Source organism: Streptomyces sp. NPDC048514, from assembly GCF_043199955.1.
GTDB lineage: Bacteria > Actinomycetota > Actinomycetes > Streptomycetales > Streptomycetaceae > Streptomyces.
Window position 1 is genome coordinate 262,978 of sequence record NZ_JBICWT010000001.1, and the last position, 14,740, is coordinate 277,717.

Sequence of the window (14,740 nt, forward strand, 5' to 3'; positions counted from 1 at the left end):
AGGCCGGCGGGGTGGTCCCGAGGTGGCGGCGACTGGGCGGGGCCCGGGCCTCGCGCTGAGGTGGCCGCGTTCGGTGCGGTCCTGCGAGGGTTCGCGGCGCCGCGCCGATCGGCTCGTGCGGCCTCGGCAGGAATCGCCTCCGCACGCAAAACCGCGGCTCGTGCGGGCCTCGGCGGGGATCGCCTCCGCACGCGCGATTTCGGCTCACGTGGCTTCGGCAGGCTTGGCCTCTCCGCCCGCACGACCTCCACACGCACGACCGCGGCCCGCACGACCGCGGCCCGCACGGCCCCGTCCCGTGCGGCCTCGGCTCACAGGGGTCGTGCGGCCAGCTTGTCGAGTGCCTCCAGCAGACCCGGAAGCTCGGGGCCCCTGCCTATCGGCAGGACCTCACCGGGCTCCTCGTCGAGCAGGACGAACGCGATGTCGTCGGTGCGGGCCACGATCGACCAGCCCGGCCCGTCGGCGCGCAGCGTACGGGCGTCGCCCGGGGCGAACGACGAGCGCACCCGGCCGAGCGGCGGCGGCGAGGCCACATAGGCCCGTGCCTCCGCGAGCACCCGGCGAACGCCCTGATGGCCCCTCGCCGGCGCCTCGTCCTCACCCTCAGATGCGCGATCCTCGTCTGGGGCCGTCGCCACGGCTCCCGCCGACCCTGGCGAGTCGGTTCCCCCCGGCCCCGGTCCACTCGGTCCTGCGGATCCCGGCCCGCCCGGCCCCGCCGGTCCCGCGGATCCCGGCTCCGCCGACCCCACAGATCCCGGCTCCGCCGGTCCCGGCCCCGCCGACCCGGTCCCCGGCTCCGCCGATTCCGGCCGTGCCTGCTCGCTCGCCCCGGAGAACTCCGTGTCGTCGATCTGCTCCCGCCATGCGGCCCACTGCAGTGCTATCTCGTCGGCGCCGAGGCGCCGCTGGGCGGGCCCCCAGAAGCTGGTGTCCGGCGGGCTGAGCGGGGGCCGGTCCGCGATCTCGGGTGGGGGGTCGTGCGGCGCGGGGACGCCGGGTGCCGCCACCGCGACGGCCAGGGGCCAGCCGGGCAGAGCGGTCACGACCGCGCGCTCGTCCGGCGACAGCTCGTACTCCATGCCGCAGTCCCATGACGCGATCGCCACCGCCACCAGCGAGACGTCGTCGATGACGACCGTCCAGCGGGCGCCGTCGCCGTCCTGGCCCAGCACCAGGCCGTACCCGTCGGCGCGCGGCGGCAGTCCCAGCGCGGCGCAGGCCTCCGGGTAGTCGTCGCCCAGCACGCTCGGAAACTTCGCAGGCGTCAGCAGTACCGCCGTCAGCACATACAGCGCATCGTCCGCGGCGGCGACGGCCTCGTCGTCTGTTCCGGCCATCACAGCCTCCCCAGTGGTTCTTCCATCGGCGCGCACCCTAGTGCCAGGTGAAGGCCCTTGTCACGACTCCGCACACCGCGCGGAGCTGCAGGTTTCCGCCTGGACGGGGGCGAATCGACCACGGCGGGCGAGTGATGTTCCGGCGGACCGCCGTCAGCCGGGAAGGTGTGTGCCGCGGTGCCCCGGGCTGCGCCGTCTCGAGCCGGTCGTCGTGCTCCGCGCCGGCAGTCGTACGGACGGCCGCCGCTTCGAACAGGTCGTGTCCAGATGTCGTGGAACCTGCCTTTCTCCGCACCCCGGAAGCATCAGAGGGCGGCCCCGTCGAGTGACGCGAGGGTGTCGCGCAGCCAGGCGAGTTCAGCCCGGCTCGTGGCGCGCGCGATGGTGAGCAGACCGCGCCGGAACGGGTCGTCCAACTCCTCGGCGGACAGTGGCCGGTCGCCATCGTAGAAGAAGCTCGCAGGCTCCTCCAGGAAGGCCAGCCGGCGCCGCAGAACCGTCGCCTGGGCGGCGGGGTCGTCCAGATGCCGCAGGAAGGCGAGCAGGGTGAACCACTGGTTCTCGTCGGTGATCTCGCGCTGCCCGGGCTCGGCGAGCCGGCGCTTGAGCTCACGTCCGCCGTCCTCGGTCAGTCTCAGGACATGGCGTGGTGCCGCCACGGCGCCCGGCTCGGGGGTTCGCACCAGCAGGCCCGCCTTCTCCAGACGCTTGATCGCCGGATACAGCGTGCTCTCGGCGATGGGGCGTACGTGGCCGGTGAGCGCGGCGATGTGACGGCGCAGGACATAGCCGTGCAGCGGGGCGCCGTACAGGAAGCCGAGGATGGCGAGTTCGAGCATGGCCCGCATTGTTCCCCACGGCGCCATGCATCGACCTGACAAGGGCACGGTACCGCTATACATCGTTACCGATGTATTGTCGGCGGCTCAGGCGGCTCAGGCGGCTCAGGCGGCTCAGGCGGCGGCAGCGTCAGGGAGGGGAACGGTGAAGCAGGCCACGTTCGACAGCGAAGGAAGCCGGATTCGCTGGACCGAGGTGCCGGGAGCGGAACCCGCGCGGGTGTATCTGCACGGGCTCGGCTCGATGTGCACCGCCTACCACGCGCACATCGCGGCCCGTCCCGAACTCGCCGGAAGACGCAGCCTCTTCGTGGACCTGCCCGGGCACGGCCTCAGCGACCGGCCGCAGCACTTCGGCTACACGCTGGAGGAACACGCCGACGCCGTCGCCGCGGCCCTCGATCAGGCGGAAGTCGCCGGCGCCGAGCTGATCGGGCACAGCATGGGCGGTGCCGTCGCCATCGTCCTGGCGCACCGGTGGCCCGGCCTCGTGTCACGGCTGGTCCTGACGGAGGCCAATCTGGACGCCTTCCCGCCCCTGACCGCCGCCAGCGGCGCGATCGCGTCCTTCGGGGAGGACGAGTTCGTCGAGAAGCAGTACGCGCGCATGCTGCACGCGGTCGGCCCGGTGTGGGCGGCCACCATGCGGCTGACCGACCCGCGCGCTCTGCACCGCAGTGCCGTCGGACTGCGGCGGGGCTCGACTCCCGTGATGCGCTCGATCCTGGAGGAACTCGCCGTGGAGCGCGTCTACCTCCAGGGCGGGCGCAGCGGAGAACTCGACGGCAGGGACCGGCTGGAGGCCGCAGGGGTACGGGTGGTGACGGTCCCCGGCGCCGGGCACAACGTCATGTTCGACAACCCCGACGCCTTCGCGGCGGCCGTCGCCTGCGCGGCCTGACCCGCCCCGGCGGTCAGCTCTCCCGTACCGCGAGGGCGAGGAAGCGGGCGTCCGCGTCCGTGTACGACGTCATGCGCCACCCAGAACGGGCGAGCAGCGGACCGAGGTTCGCCTCGGCCCGCAGGTCATCGGACGTGATCCGGCGGCCCTGACGGGCTGCCAGGGCCGCCCGGCCGATGGGGTGGAACAGCGCGAGCGTGCCGTCCGGCCTCACGGCACGGGCCAGTTCCCTCAGGTTGTCCGCCGGGCGTGGCAGGTGCGCGATCAAGCCGGCCGCGAAGACGGCGTCCAGGGACCCCGACCGCAGCGGCAGCGCGGACACGTCCGCGAGCAGCAGCCGCCCGTCCCGGTCCCGGCCCGCCCGTGTGGCGGCCTGCAGCATCGCCGGCGTCAGATCCGCGCCCACCACCACCCCCGAGGGCCCCACGGCGGCACGCAGGGGCGGCAGGGCGCGCCCCGTTCCACAGCCCGCGTCCAGCACGCGGTCGCCGGCGCGCAGACCGAGATCGGCCACGGCGGCCGCGTATGCGGGGCCGTCGTCGGGGAACCTGCCGTCCCAGCCGGCCGCCCGGGCGGTGAAGAACTCCTGGACACGTGTGTGGTCGTCGCTCATGTCCCGCATGATTCCTCACCGACACGAGGGATGTCTCTGCGCGCATGTTCGAGCGGGACGCGATCGTTCCGTCTCATCTCCATGTCATATTCCAACAGTTTTCGAAATGCGCCCCCGTCGTGCGCCCCTGCCCCGGCTAGCGTCCCGGGCCCATGGGACACCTGGACCACGCCGCCTTCGGCTGGCTGACACCCGTGCTGTCGTACCTCATGGCCTGTGTGGGCGCCGCACTGGGACTGCGCTGCACCGTCCGCGCGCTGGCCGCCACCGGCCGATCGCGCCGCAACTGGCTCGTCACCGCCGCCTCCGCGATCGGGACGGGCATCTGGACGATGCACTTCGTGGCCATGCTCGGCTTCCGCGTCAGCGGCACCGACATCCGCTACGACGTGCCGCTGACCATCCTCAGCCTCCTCGTCGCCATGGTCGTCGTCTTCGCCGGCGTCTTCGCCGTCGGCTACAGCCGCGGCCGCTACCGGGCGCTGCTGTGCGGCGGACTCACCACCGGGCTGGGCGTCGCCAGCATGCACTACCTCGGCATGGCGGCGGTCCGGCTGCACGGCCACGTCCGCTACGACCCGATCCTCGTCGGAGTGTCGGTCGCGATCGCGGTGGTGGCCGCGACGGCCGCCCTGTGGGCCGCACTCGACATCAGGTCACCCCTCGCCGTCACCGTCGCTTCGCTGGGTATGGGCGCGGCGGTCAGCAGCATGCACTACACCGGGATGTTCGCGGTGAGCGTGCGGGTTGACCCGTCCGGCGACGCCCTCTCCGGGGCCACGGCGATGCAGTTCATCTTCCCTCTCGCCGTGGGCCTCGGTTCCTACCTGTTCATCACCTCGGCCTTCGTCGCCCTCTCGCCCACGGCCGACGAGCGCGAGGCGTCCGCCTCCGCCCAGCGGCCCGTCGACATCCTCGCCCGCTAGCGGAAGCCGGCTCGGCGGCAGCCGGCCCGAGCGTCCCGACCCACGTCCCGAACGAGGAGGCCATGCGCCCACCCCGTACACCCCAGGAAGCCGGCTCCGCGGCGCGGCATCCGCGCGGCCGCCGCGCCCACGCAGGACCCCCGGCGCAGGAAGGCGCAGACGACGCCCCCGTCGGCACGGCGCGGACCACGGCACCTACGCGGAGGAGCCGTCGGCGGCTGCGTCCTCGTACGGTGCGCGCCAAGGTGGTCAGCCTGCTGATGGTGCCCGTCGTCTCGCTCCTCGCCCTGTGGGCCTACGCCACCGTCAGCACCGCTCAGGACATCGCCCGGCTGCGCCAGTCCCAGCGGGTCGAGGCGGAACTGCGCACCCCGGTGACCGCGGCGGTCGCCGCACTGCAGGCCGAGCGCGGTGCGGCCGTGCGCTACGCCGGCGCTCCGGGGACCGTGGACCGCGGCGACCTGGAACGCCTGGCGGCCCGTACCGACCGGGCGGTGGCCGAGCTGCGGCTCGGCGACGACAGTACGGTCGCCGACGGCCAGGAACTGCCGGGCGGCGTCTCGGCGCGGCTCGACGCCTTCGTCACCGGTGCCGAACGCCTGCGTCCGCTGCGGACGGCCGTGCTCGACCGCACGGCCGGCTGGGACGCGGCGTACACGCAGTACACGAAGGCGATCGGGGGAGCCTTCGCCGTGGACGGCGCCCTCAGCGGCGTCCAGCAGGCGGATATGGGCTCCGACGCCCGCGTGCTGCTCGAATTCGCCCGGGCCGGTGAGGCACTGGCCCAGGAGGACGCCGTACTCGGCAGCGCGCGGACCGCCGGCGGCCTGGGGGGCGAGCGACTCCGGCTGTTCGCCTCCGCCGTCGCCACACGCCGTGCCCTGACCGAGACGGCCGTCGCCGATCTGCCCGCCGCACAGCGTGCCGCCTGGCACGCGCTGGCCGCAGACCGCTCCTACGGCGCGCTCGGCGCGGCCGAGGACAGCATTCTCGCCGCCAGGCCGTCCGCGGCGGCACCGCCGGCCACCTGGAGCGTCGCCCACGCGCGCGTACAGGACGGAATGCGGACCATCGAGGCGGCCACGGGGCGTGCCGTCGCCGGCCGCGCCGACCCGGTGACCCGCGGTCTGCTCAGCGCTGAGGGTGCCGCCGTGCTCCTCGGCCTCGCCGCTGTCGCCGCCTCGCTCGTCATCTCCGTACGCATCGGCCGCGCGCTCGTGGTCGAACTCGTCAGCCTGCGCAACGACGCCCTGGAGATCGCCCGGCGCAAACTCCCCGAAGCGATGAGGAGACTGCGCGCGGGCGAGGAGATCGACATCAGGTCCGAGGCGCCCGCCGGACCACCCGCCGAGGACGAGGCGGGACAGGTCGCGGAAGCCCTGACCACCGTGCACCGCGCCGCCCTGAGCGCCGCCGTGGAGCGTGCGGAACTGGCCAGCGGCATCTCCGGGGTCTTCGTCAATCTGGCCCGCCGCAGCCAGGTACTGGTCCACCGTCAGCTCAGCCTCCTGGACAGCATGGAACGGCGTTCGGACGATCCCGACGAACTGAGCGACCTGTTCCGTCTGGACCACCTCACCACCCGGATGCGCCGCCACGCCGAGAGTCTCATCATCCTCTCCGGCTCGGCTCCCGGCCGGGCCTGGCGCCTGCCGGTGTCCCTGACGAACGTCGTTCGCGCCGCAGTGTCGGAAGTCGAGGACTACGCACGCGTGGAGGTGCGGCAGCTCCCCGAGGCGCACGTCATCGGGGCGGCGGTCGCCGACCTCACCCATCTGCTGGCCGAACTGGTCGAGAACGCGGCCCAGTTCTCGCCACCCCACACGCGCGTGGGCGTCACCGGCGAACCAGTCGGCAACGGCTACGCCCTGGAGATCGAGGACCGGGGACTCGGCATGGGCGCCGACACCCTCGCGGAGGCCAACCGGCGCATCGAACAGTCCGAATCCCTCGACCTCTTCGACAGTGACCGGCTCGGACTCTTCGTGGTCAGCAGGCTCGCCTCCCGGCACGACATCAAGGTGCATCTGCGGACTTCCCCCTACGGAGGCACCACCGCCGTCATCCTGGTGCCGACCGCTCTGCTGCACAGCGGCTCGACGGAACGTTCTTCCCGACGGCCCGAACGAGGACTCTTTGAGCAGGAACACGTTCACGCGTGCGTGCCCGACGAGTTCGCGCCGCCGGAACCCGTCGTCAGACCGCCGGAATCCGTCGCGGTGCCGCAGGAGCCCGCCGCCGTTCCGCTGGAACCCGTCGCGGTGCCGCGGCGAGCCGTCGCCACACGGCCGGACCGGTCCTCCCCGTCCGACCGACCCACCCTGCCGGACCGACCCACCTTTCCGGCCCGACCCACCTTTCCGGACCGACCCACCTTTCCGGACCGGTCCTCCCTGCCGGGCCGGTCCTCCCCGTCCGACCGATCCTCCCTGCCGGACCAACCCGCTCTCCCGGCCACCACGCCCGGTCCTCACCACACCGCCACCGAGCCCACACCGCACGGCACGTCGAACGACGCCCCGCCCCCCGGAGTCACCACATTGAGGCCGCACCGTCCCCCGAGCGGCCCCGAGCACTCCGAAGACCTGCCGCGCCGGGTGCGGCAGGCCAGTCTCGCCCCGCAACTCCGTCGGCGGCGTGCCGAAGAGACGGAGCCGGAGCCGCAGCGGCGCGCCGACGACCGGCGCACTCCAGAACTCGTACGCGAGCGCATGACGGCCTACCGCGACGGCTGGACGCGCGGCGGCGGCCGGCCACCGGGCCGCGGCGGCGAACCGGACGGTGACAAGGGCAGTCACAGCAGTGAAGGAGATCCCGCATGATGCAGGAACCGAACCCGGGCGCCGGACGGCGATCCGGCGAACTGGACTGGTTGCTCGACGACCTGGTCACGCGGGTGCACGAGGTGCGGCACGCCGTCGTGCTGTCCAATGACGGCCTGGCCACCGGCGCCTCCGGCGATCTGGCCCGGGCGGACGCCGAACACCTGGCGGCCGTCGCCTCCGGCTTCCACAGCCTGGCCAAGGGCGCCGGGCGGCACTTCGGGGCGGGCGGTGTGCGTCAGACCATGGTCGAGATGGACGACGCGTTCCTCTTCGTGGCCGCCGCCGGCGACGGTTCCTGCCTGGCAGTCCTGACCGCGGTCACCGCCGATGTCGGGCTGGTCGCCTATGAGATGGCGCGCCTGGTCAAGCGGGTCGGGGAGCACCTCTACACGCCGCCGCGGCTCTCGGCCCGGCCACCGGCCGCCGGATGAGCCGGCGAAGGCGGCACCGATGACCGGGAGTTCGGCCGGCGGACCGTGGGAGCCGGGTAGCCAGTGGTACGACGGCGAGGCCGGACCTCTGGTCCGCCCGTACGCCATGACGGGCGGCCGCACCCAGTCCGGCCCCACCGGAGTGCGCCTCGACCTCATCGCGCTCGTCACTCTCGAACCCGCCGGCCCGCAGGCCGGTGACACCGCGCTCGGCCCCGAACACAGGACTCTGATCGAGCTGTGCCGCACGGAGACACAGTCCGTCGCGGAACTCGCCGCCGACGCGGACCTGCCCGTGGGCGTGGTCAGGGTGCTGCTCGGGGACCTCCTCGAGCTGGGCTGCGTCAGCATCAGCCTTCCCGTGCCGCCGGCGCGCCTGCCCGACGAGCGGATCCTGCGCGAGGTCATCGCGGGACTGCGAGCGCTCTAGATGAACGTATCGCGGGACTGCGAGCCCTCTAGATGAACGTCCGGAATCCGGAGTGCTCCGCGCCGCGCCCCGAACCGTACGGGATGTGTCACCGACCGGGCCCCAGTCGGTCACATCAGGTGCATTCCGGTCCAACCGCCCGAAGGTGTGTCCCGGTTGCCATGATGCTGACGCCATCCCCGGAGCACCCCCACGTCGACCGCAGCCGGCCCTCCCGAGAGAAGTGATCATGGTCTCCGAGCACTCCGACGCCACGGGCGACTCTTCCGCCCTGGCGCTGAAGATACTGGTCGCCGGCGGATTCGGGGTCGGCAAGACGACCCTGGTCGGGGCGGTGAGCGAGATCCGCCCCCTGCGCACCGAGGAAGTGCTCAGCGAGGCCGGCCAACTGGTGGACGACACCCACGGCGTGGACCGGAAGGTCACCACGACCGTCGCCATGGACTTCGGGCGCATCACCATCCGCTCGGGCCTGTCCCTGTACCTGTTCGGCACGCCGGGACAGGACCGCTTCTGGTTCCTGTGGGACGAGTTGTCCCAGGGGGCGCTCGGTGCGGTCGTTCTCGCGGACACCCGGCGCCTGCACGACTGCTTTCCCGCCGTCGACTACTTCGAGCACCGGCGCATCCCGTTCGTGGTGGCCGTCAACTGCTTCGCGGGGGCCCGTGGCCACGGTGCCCACGACGTGGCGAGGGCTCTCGACCTGGACCGCGGCACACCGGTGGTCCTGTGCGACGCGCGCGACCGGGACTCCGGCAAGGAGGTGCTGATCCGGCTCATCGAGTACGCCGGGCGGATGCACACCGCCCGGCTCCTCGACTCGGTCGGCTGACGGGCGGCTCAGGCCGCCAGATCCTTGACGGCCACCACCTTGTCGATGGTCACGCGGACCAGCAGCTCACCCGGCACGCCGTTGCGGGCGCCGTACTCCTCGGCGCGGTCCTCGCCCATGTACCGTCCGGCGATCCGGGTGGCCCACCTTCGCACCTCGTCCAGGTCCTCCGACAGCCGGGCGCGACCGTTCAGCACCACGAAGTGGAACGGCGGCCGGTCGTCGTCCACGCACAACGCGACCCGCCCGTCACGGGCCAGATTGCGCCCTTTCGCCGTGTCCTTGCCCGTGTTGAAGACCAGTTCGTCCCCGTCCAGCAAGAACCAGATCGGCGCGACATGAGGGCTCCCATCGGCGCGAACGGTGGACAACTTGGCGGTGCGGGTGCCCTCCGAGACGAACGCCCGCCATTCCTCGTCGGTCATCTTCTCTGCCATGCCCCCCATCCTGCTTGCCCGGACGCCGGTCGTGGGGAAGGCTGGCGGAGAGTTGCTCCTGTCAGGGGGAGACGTCACACGGGGAGACGGACATGGCGCAGAACCAGGGACTCGGGTGGCTCCTGGACGATCTGACCGAGCGGGTGGACCACGTGCGGCACGCGCTGGTGCTGTCGAACGACGGCCTGGTCACGGGTGCGAGCACGGGCCTGCGTCGCGAGGACGCCGAGCATCTGGCCGCCGTGGCGTCCGGACTGCACAGCCTGGCCAAGGGTTCGGGACGCCACTTCGGCGCGGGCAGAGTGCGCCAGACCATGATCGAGTACGACGACGCGGTGCTGTTCGTGACCGCGGCGGGCACGGGTAGCTGTCTGTGCGTGCTCAGCGGGGCGGAAGCCGACATCGGGCAGATCGCCTACGAGATGACCCTGCTGGTCAACCGCGTCGGCGAACACCTCGGCGTCGATGCCAGACAACCCGAGCGATCCCCCTCGACAGACCTCTGAGCTGCGCCTTTCCCGAGGTTCTCCGGCATCCCGTGGAGTTGTCCACAGGCTCGCCACGAGTTGCGGGGCATTGGCTACGGTGGGTGCACGGCGAACGCACAGGGCGTCAGCCACCGACTCCACGGGGGAGTTACGACCATGTCGGCAATCACCTTCGGACCACCTCGCCCCCTCACCTGCGCACCGGGGCGCGCCGCTCGTGAACTGGAACTGAAGCGAGGGGAGTTCGATCTCGCCGTGCAGCTCGGCCGGATCCGGACCGTGCCCGACGAGGGCGGGGGAGGAGGCCGGCGGGTGGAGCGCACGGAGATCGACCGGCTCCGCGCCCAGGACGGCTTCCCCGGGGCCCTCCGGGACCGGGTGCGGGTCGTGGGGACCGTGGAGGGTGCCGCTCTCATGGAGATCCCGGCCGGCCGGTTCACCCGGCTCGCGCGTCTGGGCCTGATTGTGCCGGCGAAGTGGTACCTGAACCGCTACCGGGCCGTGGTCTGGCTCTATCTGGCGGAAGAGCTGCGCGACTTCACCGCGGCCGCCGAGAACGCCCATCTGCTCAAGGGACGTACGCCCGAGACCCTGCGGGGCCAGCTGGAGGCGAGAGTGGACCTGCGCGCCCGCAACTGGCGCGGCCGGCACCTCGGATTCCTGCTCCGGCAGGCCGAAGACCCCTGGGCCCGAGCCGCTTCCCTGGCCGCCCTCCTGGCGCCCGCCGAGATCGCCGACGTCGTCGAGGACCCGTCCGAGCGCGCCTGCCTGAACCGCTTCCGTCCCGCACCGCCCGGCCAGGGGGCGCCCGGGTCACCCTCCGCCCACCTTGCCGAGCGGATCATGACCGCGCACGACGGGGACGAGATCGAGTGGCTGCGCGGAGAACTGGTCCGCGCCGTCGAGGAGGCCCGCACGCTCACCCCCGCCCCCCGACCGGCGGTCCGCCACGCGGGACCGGTGGTGCGGGCGGCGGCAAGGCCGATCGCGCCGCTGACACGCACGGTCACGCGTGCCACGCAGCCGGGTCGGCGTCCGGGCCCGGCCGTCACGGCACGGGACGCCGGCGCCGGACAGGGCCGGCAGCGGCCCACGCGCGGAATGCGGGCCTGGCTGCGGCGCAGAAGCACACGGCAGGCCCCTACAGGGGCCTGAAGAGCCCTTCCTGAACGACCGAGACGAGCAGACGCCCGTGCAGGTCGTAGATGCGCCCGCGGGCCAGACCACGCCCGCCGGTGGCGATCGGTGACTCCTGGTCGTACAGGAACCACTCGTCCGCGCGGAACGGCCGGTGGAACCACATGGCGTGATCGAGCGAGGCCATGTCGAAGTTCCGCGCACCCCAGAGGGGTTCGATCGGAAGGCGGACCGCGTCCAGGAGGGTCATGTCACTGGCGTAGGTGAGCGCGCAGGTGTGGACCAGCGGGTCGTCGCCGAGCGGTCCCACCGCCCGCATCCACACGGCGCTGCGCGGCTCGGCGCCCTCGATCTCCTCGGCGGTCCAGCGCAGCCGGTCCGCGTACCGGATGTCGAAGGGCTGGCGGCGCGCCATCCGCTCCAACTGCTCCGGCAGCGTGCCCAGATGCTTGCGGATCTCCTCGGTCACCGTCGGCAGCGACTCCGGGTCCGGCACCTCACGGGCCGGCGGCAGCTGGTGCTCGAACGGTCCTTCCTCAGGCTTGTGAAAGGAGGCGGTGAGATTGAAGATCGTGCGGCCCTGCTGCACGGCGGTGACCCGGCGGGTCGTGAACGACCGGCCGTCGCGGACCCGCTCGACCTGGTACACGATCGGTACGCCGGGACGCCCGGGGCGCAGGAAGTACGCGTGCAGCGAGTGCACCGGGCGGTCACCCTCCGTGGTGCGACCGGCGGCGACGAGCGCCTGGCCCGCGACCTGGCCGCCGAAGACCCGCTGCAGAGACTCGTGCGGGCTTCGGCCACGGAAGATGTTGACCTCAATCTGCTCCAGGTCGAGCAGGTCGACCAGCTTTTCGGCCGGGTTCGTCATCGGTGGGATACTCCTGTGCTCACAGCTGACCGACGTCGGTGACGCGGACGACCGCACGCCCCTCGGCGTCCGAGGCGGCGAGGTCGATCTCCGCGCTGATGCCCCAGTCGTGGTCGTCGTTCGGGTCGTCGAAGATCTGGCGGACGCGCCAGAGGCCGTTCTCCGGCTCCTCCTTGATCACCAGCAGCTTGGGGCCACGGGCATCGGGTCCGGTGCCGAGGTCGTCGTACTCGTCCCAGTACTTGTCCATCGCCTCGCCCCACGCGTCGGCGTCCCAGCCGGACTCGGCGTCCATCTCGCCCAGTTCCTCGACATGGTCCAGCGCGGCCAGCTCCACGCGGCGGAACAGCGCATTGCGGACGAGGACCCGGAAGGCACGCGCGTTGGTGGTGACCGGCTTGACCTCGTCCGCCTTCTCCCGGGCCTCCTCGGCCGTCATCTCCTCGGGGTTGGCGAGCTGCTCCCACTCGTCCAGCAGGCTGGAGTCGACCTGGCGGACCATCTCGCCGAGCCACTCGATGAGGTCCTGCAGGTCCTCCGACTTCAGATCGTCCGGGATGGTGTGGTCGAGGGTCTTGAAGGCACTGGCGAGGTAGCGCAGCACGATTCCCTCGGTGCGCGCCAGCTCGTAGAAGGACACCAGCTCCGTGAACGACATGGCCCGCTCGTACATGTCCCGGACGACCGACTTCGGCGACAGCGGGTGGTCACCGACCCAGGGGTGACTCTTGCGGTAGGTGTCGTACGCGTGGAAGAGCAACTCCTCCAGCGGCTTCGGGTAGGTGATGTCCTGGAGGCGCTCCATGCGCTCCTCGTACTCGACACTGTCCGCCTTCATCGCCGCGACGGCCTCGCCGCGCACCTTGTTCTGCTGGGCGGCGAGGATCTGCCGCGGGTCGTCCAGGGTGGACTCGACCACGGACACCATGTCGAGTGCGTAGGACGGCGATTCGGGGTCGAGGAGCTCGAACGAGGCGAGCGCGAACGTGGACAGCGGCTGGTTGAGCGCGAAGTCCTGCTGGAGGTCGACCGTGAGCCGGACGATACGGCCCTCGGCGTCCGGCTCGTCGAGCTTCTCCACGATCCCGCCGTCGAGCAGCGAGCGGTAGATCGCGATGGCCCGCCGGATGTGCCGCAGCTGCTGCTTGCGCGGCTCGTGGTTGTCCTCCAGGAGGTGCCGCATCGCCTCGAAGGCGTTGCCGGGACGCGCGATCACCGACAGCAGCATCGTGTGCGTGACCCTGAACCGCGAGGTGAGCGGCTCCGGTTCCGACCCGATCAGCTTCTCGAAGGTGTTGTCCGTCCAGCCGACGAAGCCCTCCGGTGCCTTCTTGCGCACCACCTTGCGGCGCTTCTTCGGGTCGTCGCCCGCCTTCGCCAGGGCCTTCTCGTTCTCGATCACGTGCTCCGGCGCCTGCGCGACGACGAGCCCGGCCGTGTCGAAGCCCGCCCGGCCGGCGCGGCCCGCGATCTGGTGGAACTCACGGGCGCGCAGGGTACGCACGCGACTGCCGTCGTACTTGGTCAGGGCCGTGAACAGCACGGTCCGGATGGGCACGTTGACACCCACACCGAGGGTGTCCGTGCCGCAGATGACCTTGAGCAGGCCGGCCTGGGCGAGCTTCTCCACCAGACGCCGGTATTTGGGCAGCATGCCGGCGTGGTGGACGCCGATGCCGTGCCGGACGTAACGGGAGAGGTTGCGGCCGAACTTGGTGGTGAAGCGGAAGTTGCCGATCAGCTCGGCGATCTGGTCCTTCTCCTCGCGCGAGCACATGTTGATGCTCATCAGCGCCTGTGCCCGTTCCACGGCCTGGGCCTGCGTGAAGTGCACGATGTAGACGGGCGCCTGCTTCGTCGCCAGCAGTTCGGTGAGCGTCTCGGTGAGCGGGGTCAGCTTGTATTCGTAGGAGAGGGGGACCGGGCGGGTCGCGGACCGGACCACCGAGGTGGTGCGGCCGGTCCGGCGGGCGAGGTCCTCCTCGAAGAAGGACACGTCACCGAGCGTGGCCGACATCAGGATGAACTGGGCCTGAGGCAGTTCCAGCAGCGGGATCTGCCAGGCCCAGCCGCGGTCGCCTTCCGCGTAGAAGTGGAACTCGTCCATCACGACCTGGCCGACGTCGGCGTGCTTGCCGTCGCGCAGCGCGATCGAGGCCAGCACCTCGGCGGTGCAGCAGATCACGGGGGCGTCGGCGTTCACGGAGGCGTCGCCGGTGAGCATGCCGACGTTCTCGGTGCCGAAGAGCTTGCACAGCTCGAAGAACTTCTCCGACACCAGCGCCTTGATCGGGGCCGTGTAGAAGGTGACCTCGTCCCGGGCCAGCGCGGCGAAGTGCGCACCGGCGGCGATCATGCTCTTGCCGGACCCGGTGGGCGTAGAGACGATCACGTTCGCCCCCGAGACCGCCTCGATCAGCGCCTCCTCCTGATGGGGATAGAGGGTGAGACCGCGTTCCTGCGCCCAGGACTCGAAGGCTTCGTACAGGGCGTCGGGGTCGGCGGTCGGCGGGAGCTGATCGATGAGGGTCACGCCCCCATCTTGCCTGCCCTTGTCCCCGGGAGGGGAATCGGCTGCGAGTACGAAGATCATGACCGATACGCTGTGTCGCCGGCGCACGTCGGCGCACCAGGTCAACTGGACAGCGGCACACGAGGAATGGGGCG

At 71.7% G+C, this 14,740-nt stretch carries 14 protein-coding genes; 8 read left to right on the forward strand and 6 right to left on the reverse strand.

Annotated features, from left to right (window positions below):
- Positions 1–311: 311 nt before the first annotated feature.
- Both ACGFT2_RS01115 and ACGFT2_RS01120 read right to left on the reverse strand, forming a co-directional pair.
- Positions 312–1,343, reverse strand: coding sequence for a hypothetical protein (locus ACGFT2_RS01115; protein ID WP_393272173.1), 1,032 nt, complete (start codon positions 1,341–1,343; stop codon positions 312–314).
- A gap of 305 nt (positions 1,344–1,648) precedes the next feature.
- The gene (locus ACGFT2_RS01120; RefSeq protein WP_393272175.1) at positions 1,649–2,182 is read right to left on the reverse strand and encodes a PadR family transcriptional regulator; all 534 of its coding nucleotides are present in this window, start codon (positions 2,180–2,182) and stop codon (positions 1,649–1,651) included.
- Between the two features lie 145 nt (positions 2,183–2,327).
- Here ACGFT2_RS01120 and ACGFT2_RS01125 point away from each other — a divergent pair, with 145 nt between their 5' ends.
- Positions 2,328–3,083, forward strand: a complete 756-nt coding sequence (locus tag ACGFT2_RS01125) for an alpha/beta fold hydrolase (protein ID WP_393272176.1) — start codon at positions 2,328–2,330, stop codon at positions 3,081–3,083.
- A gap of 13 nt (positions 3,084–3,096) precedes the next feature.
- Here the strand turns inward: ACGFT2_RS01125 and ACGFT2_RS01130 are convergent, their stop codons facing one another.
- Positions 3,097–3,696 carry a class I SAM-dependent methyltransferase gene (locus ACGFT2_RS01130; protein WP_393272178.1) on the reverse strand — a complete coding sequence of 200 codons (600 nt, stop codon included), beginning with the start codon at positions 3,694–3,696 and terminating at the stop codon, positions 3,097–3,099.
- 152 nt (positions 3,697–3,848) lie between these two features.
- On the opposite strand from ACGFT2_RS01130, the gene ACGFT2_RS01135 reads away from it, so the two are divergent.
- The 5 genes from ACGFT2_RS01135 (at position 3,849) to ACGFT2_RS01155 (ending at position 9,140) form a co-directional block, all read left to right on the forward strand.
- Complete coding sequence (locus tag ACGFT2_RS01135) at positions 3,849–4,622, forward strand: MHYT domain-containing protein (protein WP_393272180.1); 774 nt, start codon at positions 3,849–3,851, stop codon at positions 4,620–4,622.
- A 62-nt stretch (positions 4,623–4,684) separates the two neighbouring features.
- Entirely contained in the window at positions 4,685–7,444 is a 2,760-nt protein-coding gene (locus tag ACGFT2_RS01140) for a nitrate- and nitrite sensing domain-containing protein (RefSeq protein WP_393272182.1), read from the forward strand.
- On the forward strand, positions 7,441–7,878 hold the full coding sequence (locus ACGFT2_RS01145; RefSeq protein ID WP_393272184.1) for a roadblock/LC7 domain-containing protein: 438 nt from the start codon (positions 7,441–7,443) through the stop codon (positions 7,876–7,878). The genes ACGFT2_RS01140 and ACGFT2_RS01145 overlap by 4 nt, the downstream gene beginning before the upstream one ends.
- Positions 7,879–7,897: 19 nt before the next feature.
- Positions 7,898–8,308 carry a DUF742 domain-containing protein gene (locus ACGFT2_RS01150; RefSeq protein WP_393272185.1) on the forward strand — a complete coding sequence of 137 codons (411 nt, stop codon included), beginning with the start codon at positions 7,898–7,900 and terminating at the stop codon, positions 8,306–8,308.
- Between the two features lie 229 nt (positions 8,309–8,537).
- Positions 8,538–9,140 (forward strand): ATP/GTP-binding protein, encoded by a 603-nt coding sequence (locus ACGFT2_RS01155; RefSeq protein WP_393272187.1) that lies wholly within the window; start codon positions 8,538–8,540, stop codon positions 9,138–9,140.
- A gap of 8 nt (positions 9,141–9,148) precedes the next feature.
- On the opposite strand, the gene ACGFT2_RS01160 is transcribed toward ACGFT2_RS01155, so the two are convergent.
- A complete protein-coding gene (locus tag ACGFT2_RS01160) occupies positions 9,149–9,577 on the reverse strand; it encodes a PPOX class F420-dependent oxidoreductase (protein WP_393272189.1) in 429 nt (142 codons plus the stop codon).
- Between the two features lie 92 nt (positions 9,578–9,669).
- On the opposite strand from ACGFT2_RS01160, the gene ACGFT2_RS01165 reads away from it, so the two are divergent.
- Positions 9,670–10,083 carry a roadblock/LC7 domain-containing protein gene (locus tag ACGFT2_RS01165; protein WP_393272191.1) on the forward strand — a complete coding sequence of 138 codons (414 nt, stop codon included), beginning with the start codon at positions 9,670–9,672 and terminating at the stop codon, positions 10,081–10,083.
- 138 nt (positions 10,084–10,221) lie between these two features.
- Positions 10,222–11,220, forward strand: a complete 999-nt coding sequence (locus tag ACGFT2_RS01170) for a DUF6397 family protein (protein WP_393272192.1) — start codon at positions 10,222–10,224, stop codon at positions 11,218–11,220.
- On the opposite strand, the gene ACGFT2_RS01175 is transcribed toward ACGFT2_RS01170, so the two are convergent.
- Both ACGFT2_RS01175 and ACGFT2_RS01180 read right to left on the reverse strand, forming a co-directional pair.
- Positions 11,207–12,073 carry an acyl-CoA thioesterase gene (locus ACGFT2_RS01175; RefSeq protein ID WP_393272193.1) on the reverse strand — a complete coding sequence of 289 codons (867 nt, stop codon included), beginning with the start codon at positions 12,071–12,073 and terminating at the stop codon, positions 11,207–11,209. The genes ACGFT2_RS01170 and ACGFT2_RS01175 overlap by 14 nt on opposite strands.
- 19 nt (positions 12,074–12,092) lie before the next feature.
- The gene (locus ACGFT2_RS01180) at positions 12,093–14,606 is read right to left on the reverse strand and encodes a DEAD/DEAH box helicase (protein WP_393272195.1); all 2,514 of its coding nucleotides are present in this window, start codon (positions 14,604–14,606) and stop codon (positions 12,093–12,095) included.
- Positions 14,607–14,740: the final 134 nt, after the last annotated feature.